The following is an 18,780-nucleotide window of genomic DNA, read 5'->3' as shown; positions in this document are numbered from 1 at the left end:
GCACGGCAGTTGTTCCGGCCGCGCTACCTCTCCGACTACTGTTCCCGGGTGAGCAGGTCCCGCAGATGCTGGTAATCCGCATCGGTGACCGGAATGAAGCGCTCGCCCCTGACGTTCGCCAGCATGGCGCGGACGTCCGGGCTGTCGGCGAGGAAGGCCTGGCTAATCCGCTTTCTCAGCTCGGGGCAGAGCTTGCCGCGAAACACGATGGGATCGTGGGGGATCGGGCGGGACTGCCACAGCACGCGGATTTCGCGCGCGTTGATGCGGCCCTGGTGGATGGCTTCGTCGAGGTGTTCGCTGGCGACGAAGGCGGCATCGGCATAGCCCTTCTTCACCACTTCGATGGAGCGGTCGTGCGAGCCGGAAAAGGTCACGCGCCCGAAATAGTTTTTCAGGCGCTTGCCGACCTGTCCGCCGAACTCGCCGCTCGGAATTACCGCGCCCGAGGTGCTGGCCGGATCGGTCAGGCTGACGCTGCGTCCCTGGAGGTCGGCGATGTCCTTGAGGCCGCTGTCGCGGCGCACGATCAGCAGCGAGCGGTAGGTGTGGGCGCCGGCCTTGACGAACGTGCCGCCCTGCATGGTCCAGGTCACGAAGGCGGTGATCGAGGGGTCGCGGTTTTTCGCGATGGAGTAGGAGGCCGGCCCCATCGAGGCGAGGTCGATCGTGCCGGCGAGCAGGCCCTCAATCACCGTGCTGTAGGAGGACGGCTGGACCACCATGATCTTGCGGCCGAGAGCCCGCTCCAGATGCTGCAGGAGCGGCCGATGGTCTTCCAGCTGCTGGGCCAGGTCGGTGCGCGGAATCAGCGAGAAGCGCAGCGGAGTCGGGTCGTCGCAGGCCGGTGCCGCCGCATGGGCGAGCGCGGCATGCAGGCCCAGGAACAGGCCAGCCAGTAGACGGGTCATTCGGTTCATGCCGGAATCCTTGTCGGGTTGAGCAGCATCTCGTGCGCCTGATCGTGGGTGACGGGGCGGCTGAAATAGTAGCCCTGCACTTCGTCGCAGCCGGCCGTTTTCACGTGTATCAGTTGGTCGCGGCTCTCGATGCCCTCGGCGACCACGCGCAGGCCGAGGTTGTGGGCGAGGATGATGGTCGACTCGACGATGATGGCGTCGCCCGGGCTGTTCAGGATGTCCCGGATGAAGCTGCGGTCGATCTTGATGGTGTCGATCGGCAGGGTCTTGATGTAGCCGAGGCTGGAAAAGCCATTGCCGAAATCGTCCAGCGCCACGCCGATGCCGGCCGCCACCAGCTCACTCAGGATGGCGCCGGCGATCTCGATGTTTTCGACCAGGCTGCTTTCGGTCACTTCGATCTGCAGCAGGTCCGGACTGAGGCCGTGCCGGGCAAGCGTACCCACGATGCGCTCGGGCAGTAAGGTATCCCTGAGCTGGCGGGCGGAAATGTTGATCGCGATCGGCAGGATCGGCAGACCCTCTGCGCGCCAGGCGACGAGCTGCCGGCAGGCTGCCTCGATCACCCAGTTGCCCAGCGCGACGATATGCCCGGTGCCCTCGGCGAGCGGGATGAAGTCGTTGGGGAAAATCAGGCCATGCTCCGGATGCTGCCAGCGCACCAGCGCTTCGAAGCCGACGGTGCGGAAATTCTCCAGCTCGACCTTGGGCTGATAGTAGAGGACGAACTCGTCGTCGGCGATGGCTCGCGGCAGGCGCTGCTCCAACTCGAAATCGTGCGCGGTATTGACGTTGAGCACCGGATCGAAAAAGGTGAAGGTGCCGCGGCTGGCCTTCTTGCTCTGGTACATGGCGGCATCGGCATGGCGAATGAGGGTGTCGATTATCTGGCCGTCGCGCGGGTAGAGCGCCACGCCGATGCTCGGGCTGATCTGCACGTCATGGCCGTCCAGATTGCAGCAGGGCCGGCCGATGCTTTCCACCAGTTTTTCGGCGACCGCAACGACATCGGTTTCATACTCCATGCCGGTCAGCAGGATGACGAATTCGTCGCCGCCGAAGCGGGCGATGACGTCGGATTCCCGCAGTGCCTCCTGCAGCCGCTGGCTGACAATCTGCAACAGCAGGTCGCCCACCCGGTGGCCCAGGGTGTCGTTGATGACCTTGAAGCGATCCAGGTCGATGAACATCAGGGCGTAGTGCTGCCGGCTGCGTCGCGCACGCGCCAGATGGCTGGCTGCGAGCTCCATGAACATGCGCCGGTTGGCAAGCCCGGTGAGGTGATCGCGCGAAGCCAGTTCGTAGGCACGGCGTTTTTCGCCTTCCAGTTGCCCGATCAACGCCTGCTTCTCCGTTTCCGAGCGGGTGATCGCCTCGAAGTAGAACTGTCGCCGCTGGACCATGAGCACCGCGCCGGTCGTCAGTAACAGGGCGATCACGGTCAACAGCGACATCAGGATCAGATCCTTTTTCCGGCGCGAATGGAACTCGGCCTGGGCGTCGTCCAGCTCCTGGTTGACCGCGACGGCGAAGGGATAGCCTTCCAGGCGATGGAAGCTGATCAGGTAAGGCTGGGCATCGTCGAACAGCGGCGAGATCCGGGTACCCCGCAGCGAACCGTCAGGCGGCAGCGGATTGACGGCGCTGGCCGGGTCGCCGATTTCCAGGCCCCCACGGCGCGCGCGCGCCAGTTCGCTGCCCTGGTTTTCCAGGATCTGGATGACGCCGCTGCGGCCGATATTGATGTCCTGGTAGAGCCGCAGCAGATACCCAAGGTCGAGGTGCAGCACCAATACGCCGTCCAGCGCATGGGCGGCAGTTTTGACCGGCAGCAGCAGAGGGACTTGCCAGGCTTCGCCATACGAGCGGGAAAGCGGCCCGAGGCGCAGAACGGGAGATGACCGGCCCCGGCTTTGCGCGATGAACTGACGGATGGCCGTTGCCATCTCGTCGTGCAGGGGCGCGGCAGAGGAGGCATACAACTGCCGGCCCTGCAGGTCGAACAGGGCGATGCGGTTGTAGGCGCGATCACCCGTCAGCATGGCCGACAGCTTGGCTTCCGCAGGCAGCGGACTGGTGTTGAACCGGCCGCTCGCCACCAGCGCGTACAGGGCGCCGCGATCCAGCACCTGGCGCAGGTTTTCCGCGACGATATGCGCGAGATTCTGCTGGCTCACCTGGGTGTGCTCGACCACCAGTTTTTCCTCGTGCTTGAGGCGAACCAGGGTAAAGCTCCAGATGCTGACCAGCAGTAGCGCGGAGAGAACGATCAGACTGGCCTTGAGCAGCAGCCACGGATTCAGGCGCAGCTTCTCCAAGGCACGGGTGATCTTGATGGACAGAGGACTGGGCATACCCGGGGGATTCAAACTGCGCCAGCATATTGCAGTTATGTGACAGTTTTATTGCTGTCGGCGGACGCTTGGCATGAGACAGGCCGCGCTGTCTCAGCGTGGTGGCGCCAGCGTCGGCTTCCCAATTCAATCGCCGCGCTTACCCAGCTTTTCCAGCTTTGCCAGCCACTTGTCGGCAAGCCCGGAGTCCATATTCCCGACCAAACCGACCAAGGTTTCGTGCACCGGCGCAATCCCCACAAAGCCGAGAATATTTCGTTCGAGCGACTTGATGCTGTGCGCCCGAAAGTACCAGCGATAGACCGTCGCAGGCATCCCCATGGTAACGACCACGCGCGCCGACCGGCCAGTCAGGCCCTTTACTGCCAGCGGATTCTTGCCATTACGCGAAAAAGCGAAACCCGGGCGTGCCACTTGCTCAAGAAAGCCCTTGAGCAGCGCGGGCATGTCGCCCAACCAAAGTGGAAAGAACAGCACCATGTGCTCAGCCCATTTGATGGCATCCTGTGCAGGGGACAAACCGGGTGGCAACTCACCCTGCTCCCATTCGAGTTGACTTCGCAATATTGGAAAATCCAGCGTCGCCACATTGATGCGTTGGACCTCATGACCGGCTGCGTTTGCCCCCTGGGCGTAAGCATCCTCCAGCGCGTGGCATAAATGACGTTGGCTGGCATCCGGATGGCCCTGAATCAAGAGAATGTGCCTGCCCACTGTGCACCTCCGGGAGACTGGATAGGCCGATCAAGCCGGCACCACTGATGAATGTAGATTATCTTGATGCAAAAGCAGACGCCCACTGTCTGTTCGCTGCTGTGCTGTCCGGAGTATCAGGGAATTGCTTCCCTTTTATCGGGGGTACCCTGGATTCCTGTCGACTCGAAAGCTACGCATCCGTTCCTGAATGGCGTAACGCGTCTCGTACAGTTTTGGACGTAAGCAGGACCAGATAATCCTTGATTCGCGCATCCGAATTCAGCCTTTCGAATGTCTCAACGTAAATCCTGTTGACGTCGACCACCGGCCGATGCGTTTCGTTAGCCAGCGCCTGGATGACACTGAGATGTTGTGGCTCCAGTTCGATGTGAGTTGAAGTTGTCATGAGAATCCGCGCACAAACCACTATCGGAAAGATATTATAGACAACGATATCTTATTTTAAAGGGTGTGCACGCAACTACTGATTGCCGAGCACGTTCGCTCGCCATTCCCTGACCCGGGCAATCAGTGCCTCTGGGCGTTCGCTGGTGATCTTCGGGGAATCAGCATAGATCGTGCCGGCATCGCCGTCGAGACAAAGGGGGTCGCCTTCGGCGATGTGGGTTTGTCCCAGCGTGGCCTGTTTGGCGTTTTCATCGATGCGCAGGTCGGCGCAGCCAACGAGACAGACCTTGCCCATCTGGCGCGCGACCACGGCGGCATGCGAGGTGCGCCCGCCGCTGGCAGTGAGCACGCCGCTGACGACCGCGATGCCGGCGATATCGCTGGTGGCGACATCGTTACGCACCAGGATGGCGGGCGTGCCGCGCTCGGTAAAGGCCTGGGCGGCTTTGACCGAGAAGGCAGCCGGCCCCTGGGCCACACCTGTACCGGCGGGGATGGCCTGCCCCAGGGGCGGCTTGCTGGACTTGACGCGCCGGATGGTGATGGCGTCGACATCGATGCCGGACAATCGGCCGAGCGCCTCTTCCGGGGTGATGAGCCCGCTGTCGACCTGGTCGACCGCCATCCGCAGCGAGGCAAGCGCGGTGCGCTTGGCGGTGCGGGTTTGCAGCATGAACAGTTCGCCGTTTTCGACGGTGAATTCGAACTCCTGGGCGTCACGAAAATTTTGCTCCAGGGATTCGCCGACCTGGGCGAGCTTTTGCATGAGCCAATGGGGGACATCGTTTTCGGCGGTTACCCGGCGGCGTCCCGAGACGATGTCTTCGCCCTGAGCCTGCTGCAGCCAGTCGATATACAGCCGGTTTTCCCCATTTGACGGATCGCGGGTGAAGCCGACCCCCGCGCCCGAGTTGCCGCCGGCATTGCCGAACACCATGCGCTGCACGGTCACCGCCGTGCCCAGATCGTCCGCCAGCGCATTCAGGCGCCGGTATTCCACCGCCTTGTCCGACATCCAGGAGGCAAACACGGCATGGGTAGCGGCGGCCAGTTGCTCGAACGGGTCCTGCGGAAAATCCTGGCTGGTGTGGTCGCGATACAGCACAAGGTAGGTGTGCGCAAGTTCACGTAGCGCACGAAAATCGAGTTGCCGGGCGATGTCGGTGCCGGTGCGGTGCAGGGTGGCATCCAGCGCCGCCTCGAACGGCGCGGCCGGCACGCCGGCAACAATCTCGGCAAAGGCCTGGATCAGGCGGCGATACGAATCCCATGCCAGCCGGTGGTCGCCGGTGAGCCGCAACAATCCGGCCAGCGAAACGTCGTTGAGCCCGACGTTGAGCACGGTGTCCATCATGCCGGGCATGGAAACCGGTGCCCCCGAGCGCACCGATACCAGCAGCGGGCGGCGCGCGCTGCCGAATCCCAGGCCACTGGTGCGTTCCAGTTCGCGGATGCCGGATTGCAGCGCGCCCGACAAGTGCGCCTTCACGCTGTCTCCATTGCGGACGGCGCTGCACCAGTCCGTGCCCATGACAAACCCCTGCGGCACCGGCAGGCCCATGGCGGCCATGCGGATCAGGTTGTGAGCCTTGAAACCGGCGAGTTGCGCTTCCGGCACGCCATCGCGGCCGGTCAGGTCGAAGATGGGAAGCCGCACGGCGGATTTGTGTTTTGCCTTAGGCATGAATCACCCTACCCATCACGTGATCGCGCAGCAGCAGCGCGACATGCATCAGCCCATCTGCGGCCTCTTCGAGATTGCGTGCGGCCTCGACGACGCCGAACACATCAGCGAAAGGACGCGGGTCGCCCGCCAGGGTGCGCTTGACTTCACGCTCGGCCAAATCGCTCGCGTGCTCCATGGTGCGAATGGCATGAACCGCCTGCAGGAAATCGTCCATGTCCTCGCGTGGCACGCCGCGCCGCGCATGCCGCGATGCGGCCAGGGCCTTGACCAGTTCGCGGCTGGCGTTGGCAACCGGATCGACCAGCTTGCCGAGCGCGGCAAGGCTGGCGGCGTGTGCATTGGGCGAAAGCGTGATGTGGAACACTGCCTCTTCCAGATCATCCGCGATGTCGTCGGCCTTGCTCATCAGTTGCAGCATGAAGTTGTCGCCCTCCAGCAGGGTGCCGCGGGCACTGTTCAATTCGCGGTCGGCGGCCGTCTCCCAATCCTTGGCCCGCTCCGCCATCGCCGCAACTTCGTTCTGACGTCCCGCCTGCGCCGCTTCCAGCGCGGCGCGCACCGTATCCGCCAACTCGACAATCAGTCCAGCGTGTTCGAGCGCCGTATCCAGCAGGGCGTCTTCGGTGGAGCGCACCTGCGACGCCAGTTCGGTGCGAACCTCGTCCGCCACCAGCGAGGCCGGCCGGCCCTGCGTCAGCCCTTCGAGCGCCTGCTTGAGGTTGAAGCGCAGAAACTGCACCGCGCGGCTTTCGCTCAGCAGATCATCCAGCCGGTCGCCCGGCCTGAGCTGCCCGCCGTAAGCAAAACTCATGGCATCAAAAATCAGTTGCTCGCCGCCGGCCTTGAGCCAGGCCATGTGACCGATGTTGCCGTCGGCCGCCCACTTGAGCAGGTCGATGGCAGCCTTGCGCGGAACGAACAATCGCAGGCGCTTGCGCGCGCGGTTCCAGTCGATGAGAAACACCAGCCGCGAGCCGAGGTGGCCGAGATAGTCGCGCAACTGGGCGTTGCTGCGCGCCGTGTAGCTGCCGACGCAGAGGTGGTAGACGCCGTCTTCCATGCCCGCGTCCTTGCGCGAACGCGTGTCCTGCCACTGAACCTCGTAGCCTTCGAACAGGCTCTGGAAAAACAGCAGGCGCGGCAGGTGGACATCGGTGTAGGTGACGGTCACGGTTCGGCCCGTGACATGGATCACCAGCACATGCGCATCGGTCGTGCCGATGTCGTTCTGCAGCACCAGCTTGTCACCTACCCGGGTTGCCGTGGCAGACAGTCCGGGATGGTCGAACTTGAGCGGCGCGGTACGGTTGATGCCGTCCATGAATGCGGCGATCAGCGCGCGGTCGGCATCGCGGATGCCGTAGGCGCGGCAGCCGCTGATGGTCTCGCTGGCAAGATTCGCCTGCAGTGCATTCAGGGCGCGGTGCATGTCCATCACCAGCAGGTGGAGGCTGTCGCCGCCCGCACGGTCGCCCGAGGTGATGACCTGGATAGTGTCGGCTGCCAGTTCGTCGTCGCTCGGTTCGGGAACGGCAAACGCCTGCAGCCGTTGCGCGAACGCAGCACTTTCGGTGGTCTCGGCGGCGCGAAGCGGATCCAGCATTTCGGCCACATCGGACAAGGCATCCCTGACGATGCGCGCGGAATCCGGTATGCGGTAACGCCCCTTGCCCACCCGTTCGGAATCCCCGACCACACGGTCCAAATCGCCATCCTGCACCCCCGCAGCCAACCGCTCGGCGCGCAAGCTTGATGTCACGGCATCTGGACGCTCGGCATGTGCCTGGGCAGCCTGCAGCAGAGTGAAACGGTATTTGACCCGGTCATTGGCGGCCAATGCCCGATTGACCAGGCTTGGCAACAACAAGGCCTGTTCGTTAAGCGAATCCAGAATTCTGGTTTTTTCTGTCATATAAAAAAGATACGGCTATCTCATTAAATATTTATGACACAGGTGCGAGCGTATCGATATTCCATGCGCGCACGTTATCAAAACGCCAAAGTGCAGCATTCTTGAATTTCGCCTTTAATTACATATACTGTTTATTCTGTTTATACGGAATAAGGGAATGACCATGATTGATGACACCAACAAGCCCGCCACAACTGAATCAGCGGCTCCCGCCGTAACCCCGGCCGCTGCAGCCCGTTCCTTATCGCCAACAGCCAAGCCAGCCCCGCGGCCACGGCCAGTCAAGCCTGCTGCGCCAGCGGCCGCGAAGCCCGCCAGAAAAAGGACAGTTACTGTTGCCAAGGCCGTCACATCCCCGGCAAAGAAACCCGTTACACGATCTGCAGCCAGGAAACCGGCTCCGGCAAAGATAGTCGTCCATGAGCCTGCACCTTTTGCAGTCAAGAACAGCAAGGGAGAAAAGACCGCCAAAGCGAAAAAGGCCAAGCTGGTTCGCGACAGCTTCACCATGCCCGAACTTGAGTACGCACAGATCGCGGTGCTTAAGAAGCGTTGCCTGGATGCCGGAATTTCGGTGAAAAAAAGCGAAATCCTGCGTGCGGCAGTCGCCAATCTGGTGAAATTGAGCGATACCCCGCTGCTTGCAGCTGTCCGTCGACTTGATGTGATCAAGACAGGGCGACCTGCCAAAGGTTCTAAATAGACGCCGTGCTTTCTTTCAATTCAACCACTCGCTTATGTTAGTGGTTGAAGATCGATGCGGGCAATTTTTAGCCAAGAGCCTTCAGGGCTATCGGAAATCTCGAACCCGCATGCCTTGACGAACTGGAGCATGTCGAGATTACTTCCCAGGACGCGTCCGTACATTTTTTGCAGGCCCTGGCTTTTTGCGCAACTGAGCAGGGTATTCATCAGTTGATGCCCGATGCCGTGGTGATTCCATTTGTCCGCCACCACGACGGCGAACTCGCAGCTTGATCGGTCTGGCTGGATCACATACCGCGCGGATCCCACCACGGTCTCTCCAGCGTCCACGGGTGTCACAACGATGAGATGCACTCCCTGCTCCGGATCAAGCCTGCATACCAGCAGGGCATCGTCCAGCCCGGGATCATAGTCACCTTGTCCGAAACGGAAGTAGCGTGCGGAAACGGACAGGCCCTTGACGAAAGCAATCAGCCTTTGGGTGTCCAGTTCATTCAGCTGACGCAATGTCAGCACAGTACCGTCGTGGGCTTTCCAGACTTTCAGGGAGTCCATTAGGTCTTACCGCATCCATGCTTTTTGAACAGGTGGTTCGCCACCAGCTTATTAAATGATTATGACTCTTGGAGACATGCGGCCGCTATCGCGCCTTACCGTTGGGAATTCAGAAATCTGCCGTTTGGCGAGATTTCCCACCTATGTCCGGCAAAGATCTCACCGTTTCGGAATGTGCAATGCCCTGCTGATCATTAACGAGGCGGAAACCGCGAACATCAATACAAGCGGGTAGAGTTGCCAAGCACCGATGGGTCATTCCAAACCAGAGATGGTTGCCGCTTGAAATTCACCGCACCAACTGTGGGACAGCACCAGGGGAAATTTCCAGTGGTGGGCATCTATTGGAGAGGTGACGCCAGCAAAACCTGGGGGGAATCGGTGACAGGATCCCTTGTTTTCTTCCTGAGGCCGATAGAAGGCGCAGTCTTGACAGTACGAATGATCGTGAGAATTCATGCCCATATGATGTCGAAACCCTTGGTCATTTTTGTGACGGTTTGAAGTCTTGTTTTGCAATTTTGGCGCTAATTTGACATTACCCGGATGGAGGCAACTCTGACACGATGTGTAGAGTGGTTGCTCACCCTAACTGACAACAGACTGCAATGAGGGGAAGGTAGAGTATCAACCCCTGCATCTCTTCAAAGCAGAACGCCATGCTCACCCTTGAACGCCGCGCTCACCCCCGCTATCCCTTTCTCTCGAAAGCTCGGATGATTTGCCCTGAGATAACCTATCCTGGAACGCTGATCGATATCTCGATCTACGGGGCGCTGTTCCACGCCTCGTCCGTCGGGAATGCGGTGCCCGGGACCCGATGCGTGCTGCGGGTGTTAAGTTTGAAGGAGGACATACTATTCCAGGTAAACGGCGCCATTGCGCACACCGGACAATCTTTTGTAGGCATCGAATTCGCGCCGCTTGATTATGCAGTTCAAAGCAGAATACGACAGATCACGCAGTTTAATTTGGCGCCGCCCGATCATGCCGATCGGGAACTTCCTGCTCAGCTAAAACCAAAACCCTCAACACCACCCGACAGCGGACGTATCAATCGATTCCAGTAATACGCTCTGCAATATTGTGAGCACTGTCGAGCATGGCAAAAGGATATTTGTACAATCGAAACCGCCGTCTCAGCCATCTAGGTAATGTCAGTGCCGAGGCTTTTGAAAGGGGTCGGCGTGAGGCCTTAGTTTGTCTACGGGACTTGGGTCAGTCCCCACGACGCATTCCCAGTGTCCGTTCTGGTCCGAACTCCTATCGTTGAAACCGACAGTCGCGCCCACAATTTAGGCAACAGAATATACGGTATACGTCGTTTATATTTAAGGCTGTTTTAAACACAGTTATCCACAGAATTTGGGGACAATCTTACCTATTCAATATTCGATTGCCTGCAGCCGGCCAATGATGTCATTCATAAAACTGAAACATTGCGTTTGTTTTGCCACGCCTTAATCATGGAGTTCACGAAGTGCCAGCCAAATGCGTTCGTCGTATTGGGGGATATCTAACTTACCTTTGAATACACAACTTTCCTCGTTTGATTCTGATCTATCCGGACTGGTTGCGGCGTTCACCTTACTTGGACGAACTTAGCCTGACTGATCGCTATGGGTCAGGAACCGGACGCTGAAACGAATACTGTCGTTCAGGATCGAAAGGCGAGCCAACGACCGGTCTTGCGAGGACAGCGGACGCGGTCAATCGAAAGGCCGATGTCGCCTTTGGCCGATAACTGGACGGTTGTAATGGATAGGCTGACCGTCCGTTTTTAATCCGACTAAACATTTCTATTAAAAATAAAAGCCAACCGATGGGGTTGGCTTTTTCATCTTGTCCCACGAAATCTAAAGATTTGGAAAAAATCTAGATTTCAATGGGATCCTAAAATTTATACGTCCAGGTTGCGTACTCCGAGCGCGTTGGTCTCGATGAAATTACGCCGCGGCTCGACTTCGTCGCCCATCAGCGTGGTGAAAATCTGGTCGGCTGAAATGGCGTCGTCGATCTGCACTTTCATCAGGCGGCGCACCTTGGGGTCCATGGTGGTTTCCCACAACTGCTCCGGGTTCATTTCGCCCAGACCCTTGTAGCGCTGGATGCTCATGCCGCGTTTCACTTCGGCCAGCAGCCAGTCCATGGCCTCGCGGAAACTTTGCACCGGCGCTTCCTTCTCGCCGCGTTTGGCGCGCGCGCCCAGGCCGATCAGATCGCGCAGCAAATCGCCCACTTTGACCAGCTGGCCGTAGTCGCCCGATTCCAGCAGGTCGGCTTCGAGGAAATTGACGTGCGTGTTGCCGTGCGCATAGCGGGTGATGCGCAGCCGATGGCTGTCGGATTCACTGATGTACTCAGCCGCGACTTCGAATTTTTGCGCGTCCAGTGCGGCGCCCAGGCTGGCTTCGCTTTGCATGGCGGCGCCGCTGTCGGCGAGGTTCAAACGCGGGATGCGCATCAGGGCCTGCAGCACGTCGCTGGGCAGCAGGCGTGCCAAACGATCGCACACGGCTTCGGCCAGAAAATATTCACGCGCCAGGGACTCGAGCGCATCGCCGACGATGGGCATGGCGCCGTCCATCGGGATGAGTTCGGCTTCCTTCATAGCCTCGGCCATGAGGTGTTCCTTCATTGCATGCTCGTCCTTGAGGTAGCGCTCGGAGCGGCCGTGCTTGACCTTGTACAGCGGCGGCTGGGCGATGTAGATGTGGCCGCGCTCGACCAGCTCCGGCATCTGCCGGTAGAAGAACGTCAGCAACAGGGTGCGGATGTGGGCGCCGTCGACGTCGGCGTCGGTCATGATGATGATGCGGTGATAGCGCAGCTTGTCGGGATTGTAGTCGTCCTTGCCGATGCTGGTGCCGAGCGCGGTGATGAGCGTGGCGATTTCCTGGCTGCTGATGACCTTGTCGAAACGCGCGCGTTCGACGTTGAGAATCTTGCCCTTGAGCGGCAGGATCGCCTGGAATTTACGGTCGCGACCCTGCTTGGCCGAGCCGCCTGCGGAATCACCCTCGACCAGATAGATTTCGCACAGCGACGGATCTTTTTCCTGGCAATCGGCCAGCTTGCCAGGCAGGCCGAGGCCGTCCATGACGCCCTTGCGACGCGTGATCTCGCGCGCTTTGCGCGCAGCCTCGCGGGCGCGCGCGGCGTCGACGATCTTGGCGCACAGCAGTTTGGCGTCGCTGGGGTTTTCGAGCAGGAACTCGGCCAGTTTCTGGCCGACGACTTCCTGCACCACCGGCTGCACTTCGCTCGAAACGAGCTTGTCCTTGGTTTGCGAGGAGAACTTGGGTTCGGGCACTTTTACCGACAGCACGCAGGTGAGGCCTTCGCGCATGTCGTCGCCGGTGGTTTCGACCTTGGCCTTCTTGGCGACTTCGTTTTCTTCGATGTACTTGTTCAGCACCCGGGTCATCGCCATGCGCAGGCCGGTGAGATGGGTGCCGCCGTCGCGCTGCGGAATGTTGTTGGTGAAGCACTGTACGGTTTCGGAGTAGCTGTCGTTCCACTGCATCGCGACTTCGATGGTCATGCCATCCTTCTCGCCGATCGCGGTGAAGATTTTGGGATGCAGCGGATTCTTGAGGCGGCTCATGTATTCGACGAAACCCTTGACGCCGCCGGAGTGGGCAAAGTTTTCGGTCTTGCCGTCGCGGTGGTCGATCAGTTCGATCTTGACGCCGTTGTTGAGGAAGGACAGTTCGCGGATGCGCTTGGCGAGGATATCGAAGTGGAACACGACCTGACCGACACCGAAAATTTCCTCGTCGGCCAGAAAGTGCACTTCGGTGCCGCGGTTCTGCGTATCGCCGACGACTTGCATGGGCGAGACCTCGACGCCGTTCTGCACTTCGATCGGCCGGTCGAGCACCTTGCCCTGATTGAAGGTCATCGCGTATTTCTTGCCGTCGCGACGGACGATCAGCTTGAGCCACTTCGACAGGCCGTTGACGCACGACACGCCCACGCCATGCAGGCCGCCCGATACCTTGTAGCTGTTTTGGTTGAACTTGCCGCCGGCGTGCAGCACGGTCATCACGATCTCGGCCGCACTGCGCTTGGGCTCGTGCTTGTCGTCCATTTTGACGCCGACCGGAATGCCGCGGCCGTTGTCCGAAATCGAAATCGAGTTGTCGGGATGGATGATCACCTTGATGTCGTCGCACCAACCCGCCAGTGCTTCGTCGATGGCGTTGTCGAGCACCTCGAACACCATGTGGTGCAAACCGGTGCCGTCGGAGGTATCGCCGATGTACATGCCGGGGCGCTTGCGCACGGCTTCCAGACCTTCGAGCTGCTGGATGCTGTCTTCGTCGTAACCGCCGTTTGCGTCGCCGGGTGCGGTGTTCTCGGGTTTGTCGCTCATCGTGTTTAACCCTTTTGGGTGAGTCCTGTTGGTGGATGCAAAGTACGTAGGTTGCGCCGGCTTAAATGCGCATCGGCATCACGACATACTTGAAGCCCGGATCGCCTTCACTAGTCAGCAGCATGCTGCTGTTGGCATCGCCCAGCGACAGGGTGATCTCCTCGCTGTTGACCGCACCCAGGCCGTCGAGCAGGTAGGTGACGTTGAATCCCATATCCAGCGGGTCGCCCGTGAAGCTGACTTCGATTTCATCGGCCGCTTCTTCCTGTTCGTTGTTGTTGCAGACGATGCCCAGGGTGTTTTCGCTCATGACCAGACGCACGCCGCGGAATTTTTCGTTCGACAGGATGGCGGCGCGCTGCAGGGCCTGAATCACCGTCTGCCGGTTGGCCTTGAGGTGACGTGGCTGATTGAGCGGGATCACGCGCTGGTAATCGGGGAATTTGCCGTCCACCACCTTGGTGACCAGTTCGGTACCGGGCAGGGTGATGGTGACCTGGTTGGCGCCTATCCGCAGTTCTACGGGATCGTCGACGTCGGCCAGCAGTTTCGACAACTCGACCACGGTTTTACGCGGGATGATGATCTCGCGCGAACCGCTATCGGTATCCAGCGTGGTTTCGGCGTAGCTGAGGCGGTGACCGTCGGTGGCCACGACCCGCAGCTGCTTGCCTTCCAGCACCAGCAACATGCCGTTCAGGTAATAACGGATGTCCTGGCTTGCCATGGCGAACTGCACCAGTTGCAGCAGGCGCTTGAGCGTTTTTTGCGGCAGGCTGATCGCTTCGCCCAGTCCTGCGCCGGTTTCCACTCGGGGAAAGTCGGCAGCCGGCAGGGTTTGCAGGGTAAAGCGCGATTTGCCTGCGCTCACCACGACCTGACTGTCTTTGGTATCCAGTTTGACCTTGGCTGCATCCGGAAGCGCACGCACGATGTCAAACAGCTTGCGGGCCGCGATGGTGATGGCGAAGTCTTCGCCAGGCTGGGCATCGAGCTGGGTGCTGATCTGCAATTCGAGATCGGTTGCCAGCAGGGTCAACTTGCCTGCTTTCCTTTCCAGCAGCAGGTTGGACAGGATGGGTAGGGTATGACGGCGCTCAACAACCCCAACAACTGCAGACAGGGAGGCGAGCAGTGCGTTGCGTTCGCTTTGTATTAATAGCATTTATATATTCCTGAGAACAATAATAAAGGCAGCCTAAATCTGGGGGTAAGCTTTATTGGTTAATTAAAACAACAACTTGTTATACAAAATTCACTGTGGGTAAAACCTTGGCAGGCTTGCCCCATTGTGGATAAATTTGATGCCTGATGGATCGGGGCTGCTTTATCCACATTTCATCCTCAGCCTGTCAGTATCTGTAACAAGGTCAAATAGTCCCGCCCGATATCCACTTCGGTTTCCCGTAATTCAGCGACTTTGCGGCAGGCATGAATGACGGTTGTGTGATCGCGTCCGCCAAACGATTCGCCGATTTCCGGCAGGCTCTGGTTGGTGAGCTCTTTGGACAGGGCCATGGCGATTTGCCGCGGTCGCGCCAGATTGCGGGTGCGCTTCTTGGAAAACATGTCGGCGACCTTGATCTTGTAAAAGTCGGCGACGGTTTTCTGGATATTTTCGATCGAAACAATACGCGACGTCGAGGCGATGAGATCGCGCAAGGCTTCCTTGACCAGTTCCAGCGTGATGGGTTTTTCGTGGAAGCGGGAAAAAGCGATCACGCGCTTCAGCGCGCCTTCCAGTTCGCGCACATTGGAGCGCACCTGTTTGGCGATGAAAAAAGCGACGGTTTCATCGAGCTTGGTGTTTTCAGACTGGGCCTTGGCCAGCAGGATGGCCACGCGCATTTCGAGTTCGGGCGGCTCGACTGCGACCGTCAGGCCCCAGGCGAAACGGGATTTCAGACGATCATCGAGGCCGTTGATTTCCTTGGGGAAGGTGTCGCAGGTGATGACGATCTGCTTCTTGTTTTCGATCAGGGAATTGAAAACGTAAAAGAACTCTTCCTGGGTACGGTCTTTTTTGGCCAGGAACTGGATATCGTCGATCAGCAGCAGATCCAGCGACATGTAGCGCCGCTTGAGGTCGTCGAATTGTTTGTTCAAGTAGGCTTTGACCACATCGTCGACGTAATCGTTGGCGTGGATGTAGCTGATGCGGGCATCGGGGTTGGCCTGCCGCACCGTGTTGCCGATGGCCTGCAACAGATGGGTTTTGCCCAGTCCGACGCCGCCATAAACAAACAGGGGGTTGTAGGCGACGCCAGGGTTATTGGAAATCTGCAAGGCCGCTGCGCGCGCCAGCTGGTTGGCGCGACCGGACACGAAATTATCGAAATTGAACGCCGGGTTGATGCGCATGCCGGATTGCGCCGGCGCGGCAGGACGATCGGCAGGCGCCGCGCGCGTTTCCACCTGCGCGGAAGCGGTCGGCGGGCGGCTTGCGGCCGGTTTTTTGCCGAGTGCGTAGGTGATGGAAACCGGCTCCGGGTAAAACTCCTGCGCCCAGACTTCGATATGTTCGGCGAATTTTTCGCGCACCCAGTCCAGCACGAAGTGGTTGGGCGCAAGAATGCGCACCTCGCCGCTCGCATCATCGAACACCAGGGGTTTGATCCATGTGCTGAATTGCTGCTGGGTCAGATTGGCGCGGAAGCGCTCTTGGCAAAGGTCCCAGAAGGAATCCATAGTAGAAAGGCGGGGAGCGGATAGCGGCATAGGATTCGAGGCCGAATCTTACTCTCCTTCGACGAGGTTATCCACAGGCCGGTGGCGAAGGGCCACACCCGGCACGCTTGACATACCCCTGCATGGGCAGGTCTAATGCGCGGTTTTTCAACATATTTTTTTGTGTTTGACCCGGCCCGGCAAGCGGGAAGCGGTCAGCGCAGCTTTTGAAAGGATCTGCCATGAAACGTACTTATCAGCCCTCCACCGTCCGCCGCAAGCGTACCCACGGTTTTCGTGCCCGCATGAAGACCAAGTCCGGCCGTGCGGTGATCAACGCCCGTCGCGCCAAAGGCCGCGCACGCCTGGCAGTCTGATCGACACGCATCCTGAAAAAGCGGGAAGCATTCGCTTCCATGACGCACGGCTGGTCAACAAGGCCGATTTTGATCGGGTCTTTGCCGATAATCAGCGTGCGCGGACCGACTTTGTCATGGTCATGGTGCGCCCGAACCAGGTGGGGCACCCCCGTCTGGGCATGATCGTTGCCAAACGTCTGTTGGCACGCGCGGTTGACCGCAATCGTGTCAAACGTTGTGTGCGCGAGAGTTTCCGCCAGGTGATGGCTGAACTGCCAGCCTGCGATTTCGTCGTGCGCCTGATCGCCAGACCGGTTCCCGGCGAAGAAGCCCGGGATTTATCGCGCACCTTTAAACGTGCCGGCCATCGAGCCGTGGCAAAATGGGCCCCTGCCCCCGCAGGTGAAACAACGCCTGACCCTCTTCCTACCTAAAGCCTACTCCGCCCCATGGATAATCAGCGACTGATTCTATTTATCGTCTTTTCCTTTTCGCTGTTGTTGTTGTGGGAAGCCTGGCAGGATAAAAATGCGCCCGCACCGGTTGCTCCGAGCGCGGTCAGTGCGTCGGCGCACAATGCGGCCCCCGCGCCTTCCCAGGCATTGAACGCGCCTGCAGCGGCGCCGGCCCAGGCCGGCTTTGGCAAGGGACAGCGCGCCGTCGTCGAAACCGACGTGCTGCATGCGGTGATCGACGCCAACGGCGGCGACCTGCGCCAGCTGGAATTGCTGCCTTATCGCGAAACGGACGATCGCAACAAGGTTTTCACCCTGTTTGAAGACAACCAGACCACGCCGTACATGGCGCAAAGCGGCTTGGTGGGCAAAGGGATGCCGACGCACCGCAGCGTGTTCCAGCTCAATCCTGGCACCTATCGGTTGACCAAAGGCGCTGCCCGCCTGGAGGTTCCGCTGGTATGGAACGACCCAGCCAGCGGCGTGCGCGTAGAGAAAACCTATATTTTCAAGCGCGGCAGCTACGACATCGCCGTCAAAACGCGCGTCATCAATGGCGGTACGCAGCTTGTCGACCTCACGCCTTATTACCAGCTCACCCGCCACGGCGAAGCGCCGCGTGGGTCGCAATTCTTTTTGCCGACCTATACCGGCGCGGCGGTGTACACCGACGCCAAGAAATTCCAGAAAATTGCCTTCAAGGACATGGCGGACGGCAAGGCCGATTTCGAAAAAACTGCTGACAACGGCTGGGTCGGCATGGTGCAGCACCATTTCGTTGCGGCCTGGTTGCCCGAGGGCAGCATCAAGCGCGAGTTTTACGTACGCGCATCCGACGGACTGTATTCGGCCGGGGTGATTCTGGCAGAAGGGATGCTCGCGCCGGGCCAGCAGAAGGAATTCACAGTGCCGCTTTACGCCGGCCCGCAAACCCAGACCGTGCTCGAACAAACCGCGCCTGGACTGGATCTGGCACGCGACTACGGCTGGCTGACACCGCTTGCTTTCCCCATCTTCTGGGCGCTGGATAAAATCGAGCGTGTCGTCGGCAACTGGGGCTGGGCCATCATCATCCTGACCCTGTTCCTCAAGCTGGCCTTGTATCCGCTCTCGGCAGCCGGTTACAAGTCGATGGCCAAAATGAAGACGCTGACGCCGCGTCTGCAGAAGCTGAAAGACACCTATGGCGACGATCGCGCCAAGCTGCATCAGGCCATGGCCGACATGTACAAGACCGAGAAAATCAATCCGCTCGGCGGCTGTCTGCCCATCCTGATCCAGATCCCGGTTTTCATTGCCCTTTACTGGGTGCTGCTCGCGGCAGTCGAAATGCGCGGCGCGCCCTGGTTGGGCTGGATTACCGACCTGACCGCACCGGACCCGTTTTATATCCTGCCGATCGTCATGGGCATTACCTCGGTGCTGCAGGTCAAGCTCAACCCGCAGCCGATGGACCCGATGCAGGCCAAGATCATGATGATCATGCCGGTAATGTTTACCGTCATGTTCGTGTTCTTCCCGGCCGGCCTGGTGCTCTACTGGGTGGTCAACAACATCCTGTCGATTGCACAGCAATGGTGGATCAACAAGGTGGTCGAGCGCAGCGCGGCTAAATAGCTAAAGGCGCCTTGCGAATTCAACCGGTGGATGCAACACACTAGAAACTGCGCAAGCAGAAGGAGTG

15 protein-coding genes are annotated in these 18,780 nt (G+C 59.5%); 5 read left to right on the top strand and 10 right to left on the bottom strand.

Annotated features, from left to right (window positions below; all coding sequences use genetic code 11):
* Positions 1-35: 35 nt before the first annotated feature.
* The 6 genes from IV098_RS00575 to IV098_RS00555 all read right to left on the bottom strand — a co-directional run bounded on the left by IV098_RS00575 (position 36) and on the right by IV098_RS00555 (position 7,977).
* Positions 36-920 (bottom strand): phosphate/phosphite/phosphonate ABC transporter substrate-binding protein, encoded by an 885-nt coding sequence (locus tag IV098_RS00575; protein ID WP_296885390.1) that lies wholly within the window; start codon positions 918-920, stop codon positions 36-38.
* The gene (locus IV098_RS00570; protein ID WP_296885387.1) at positions 917-3,274 is read right to left on the bottom strand and encodes an EAL domain-containing protein; all 2,358 of its coding nucleotides are present in this window, start codon (positions 3,272-3,274) and stop codon (positions 917-919) included. Before IV098_RS00570 ends, IV098_RS00575 begins: the two co-directional genes overlap by 4 nt.
* Positions 3,275-3,400: 126 nt before the next feature.
* Complete coding sequence (locus IV098_RS00565; protein ID WP_296885385.1) at positions 3,401-3,970, bottom strand: NAD(P)H-dependent oxidoreductase; 570 nt, start codon at positions 3,968-3,970, stop codon at positions 3,401-3,403.
* 190 nt (positions 3,971-4,160) lie between these two features.
* Entirely contained in the window at positions 4,161-4,376 is a 216-nt protein-coding gene (locus IV098_RS16325; RefSeq protein WP_367114161.1) for a DUF3562 domain-containing protein, read from the bottom strand.
* A gap of 75 nt (positions 4,377-4,451) precedes the next feature.
* Entirely contained in the window at positions 4,452-6,062 is a 1,611-nt protein-coding gene (locus tag IV098_RS00560; RefSeq protein WP_296885383.1) for a PEP/pyruvate-binding domain-containing protein, read from the bottom strand.
* Positions 6,055-7,977 (bottom strand): hypothetical protein, encoded by a 1,923-nt coding sequence (locus tag IV098_RS00555; RefSeq protein ID WP_296885381.1) that lies wholly within the window; start codon positions 7,975-7,977, stop codon positions 6,055-6,057. Before IV098_RS00555 ends, IV098_RS00560 begins: the two co-directional genes overlap by 8 nt.
* A gap of 157 nt (positions 7,978-8,134) precedes the next feature.
* Here IV098_RS00555 and IV098_RS00550 point away from each other — a divergent pair, with 157 nt between their 5' ends.
* Positions 8,135-8,680, top strand: a complete 546-nt coding sequence (locus IV098_RS00550) for a hypothetical protein (protein WP_296885379.1) — start codon at positions 8,135-8,137, stop codon at positions 8,678-8,680.
* 32 nt (positions 8,681-8,712) lie between these two features.
* On the opposite strand, the gene IV098_RS00545 is transcribed toward IV098_RS00550, so the two are convergent.
* The gene (locus IV098_RS00545; RefSeq protein ID WP_296885377.1) at positions 8,713-9,237 is read right to left on the bottom strand and encodes a GNAT family N-acetyltransferase; all 525 of its coding nucleotides are present in this window, start codon (positions 9,235-9,237) and stop codon (positions 8,713-8,715) included.
* Positions 9,238-9,896: 659 nt separating this feature from the next.
* On the opposite strand from IV098_RS00545, the gene IV098_RS00540 reads away from it, so the two are divergent.
* Complete coding sequence (locus tag IV098_RS00540) at positions 9,897-10,307, top strand: PilZ domain-containing protein (RefSeq protein ID WP_296885375.1); 411 nt, start codon at positions 9,897-9,899, stop codon at positions 10,305-10,307.
* Between the two features lie 830 nt (positions 10,308-11,137).
* Here the strand turns inward: IV098_RS00540 and gyrB are convergent.
* The 3 genes from gyrB to dnaA all read right to left on the bottom strand — a co-directional run bounded on the left by gyrB (position 11,138) and on the right by dnaA (position 16,303).
* Positions 11,138-13,615 carry a DNA topoisomerase (ATP-hydrolyzing) subunit B gene (gene gyrB / locus IV098_RS00535; protein ID WP_296885373.1) on the bottom strand — a complete coding sequence of 826 codons (2,478 nt, stop codon included), beginning with the start codon at positions 13,613-13,615 and terminating at the stop codon, positions 11,138-11,140.
* 61 nt (positions 13,616-13,676) lie between these two features.
* Positions 13,677-14,780 (bottom strand): DNA polymerase III subunit beta, encoded by a 1,104-nt coding sequence (dnaN, locus tag IV098_RS00530; protein WP_296885371.1) that lies wholly within the window; start codon positions 14,778-14,780, stop codon positions 13,677-13,679.
* Positions 14,781-14,959: 179 nt separating this feature from the next.
* Positions 14,960-16,303, bottom strand: a complete 1,344-nt coding sequence (gene dnaA, locus IV098_RS00525) for a chromosomal replication initiator protein DnaA (RefSeq protein WP_296885369.1) — start codon at positions 16,301-16,303, stop codon at positions 14,960-14,962.
* Between the two features lie 221 nt (positions 16,304-16,524).
* Here dnaA and rpmH point away from each other — a divergent pair, with 221 nt between their 5' ends.
* The 3 genes from rpmH to yidC are packed head-to-tail and all read left to right on the top strand — an operon-like array spanning position 16,525 to position 18,713.
* Complete coding sequence (gene rpmH, locus IV098_RS00520) at positions 16,525-16,659, top strand: 50S ribosomal protein L34 (protein ID WP_296885367.1); 135 nt, start codon at positions 16,525-16,527, stop codon at positions 16,657-16,659.
* The gene (gene rnpA, locus IV098_RS00515; protein ID WP_296886313.1) at positions 16,656-17,075 is read left to right on the top strand and encodes a ribonuclease P protein component; all 420 of its coding nucleotides are present in this window, start codon (positions 16,656-16,658) and stop codon (positions 17,073-17,075) included. The genes rpmH and rnpA overlap by 4 nt, the downstream gene beginning before the upstream one ends.
* Positions 17,076-17,090: 15 nt before the next feature.
* A complete protein-coding gene (gene yidC, locus IV098_RS00510) occupies positions 17,091-18,713 on the top strand; it encodes a membrane protein insertase YidC (RefSeq protein ID WP_296885365.1) in 1,623 nt (540 codons plus the stop codon).
* Positions 18,714-18,780: the final 67 nt, after the last annotated feature.

The sequence above is a fragment of the Thiobacillus sp. genome (assembly GCF_018780105.1).
Classification (GTDB): Bacteria; Pseudomonadota; Gammaproteobacteria; order Burkholderiales; family Thiobacillaceae; genus Thiobacillus.
The sequence above is the reverse complement of the archived record's forward strand: the minus strand, read 5'-3'. Positions and strand labels throughout refer to the sequence as shown.

Bases quoted from the DNA above. Each gene is read 5' to 3' on its own strand.
- dnaN (WP_296885371.1), bottom strand. From the start codon at position 14,780: ATGCTATTAATACAAAGCGAACGCAACGCACTGCTCGCCTCCCTGTCT.
- IV098_RS00555 (WP_296885381.1), bottom strand. From the start codon at position 7,977: ATGACAGAAAAAACCAGAATTCTGGATTCGCTTAACGAACAGGCCTTG.
- dnaA (WP_296885369.1), bottom strand. From the start codon at position 16,303: ATGGATTCCTTCTGGGACCTTTGCCAAGAGCGCTTCCGCGCCAATCTG.
- IV098_RS00560 (WP_296885383.1), bottom strand. From the start codon at position 6,062: ATGCCTAAGGCAAAACACAAATCCGCCGTGCGGCTTCCCATCTTCGAC.
- IV098_RS16325 (WP_367114161.1), bottom strand. From the start codon at position 4,376: ATGACAACTTCAACTCACATCGAACTGGAGCCACAACATCTCAGTGTC.
- IV098_RS00570 (WP_296885387.1), bottom strand. From the start codon at position 3,274: ATGCCCAGTCCTCTGTCCATCAAGATCACCCGTGCCTTGGAGAAGCTG.
- gyrB (WP_296885373.1), bottom strand. From the start codon at position 13,615: ATGAGCGACAAACCCGAGAACACCGCACCCGGCGACGCAAACGGCGGT.
- IV098_RS00550 (WP_296885379.1), top strand. From the start codon at position 8,135: ATGACCATGATTGATGACACCAACAAGCCCGCCACAACTGAATCAGCG.
- IV098_RS00575 (WP_296885390.1), bottom strand. From the start codon at position 920: ATGAACCGAATGACCCGTCTACTGGCTGGCCTGTTCCTGGGCCTGCAT.
- yidC (WP_296885365.1), top strand. From the start codon at position 17,091: ATGGATAATCAGCGACTGATTCTATTTATCGTCTTTTCCTTTTCGCTG.
- IV098_RS00540 (WP_296885375.1), top strand. From the start codon at position 9,897: ATGCTCACCCTTGAACGCCGCGCTCACCCCCGCTATCCCTTTCTCTCG.
- rpmH (WP_296885367.1), top strand. From the start codon at position 16,525: ATGAAACGTACTTATCAGCCCTCCACCGTCCGCCGCAAGCGTACCCAC.
- IV098_RS00545 (WP_296885377.1), bottom strand. From the start codon at position 9,237: ATGGACTCCCTGAAAGTCTGGAAAGCCCACGACGGTACTGTGCTGACA.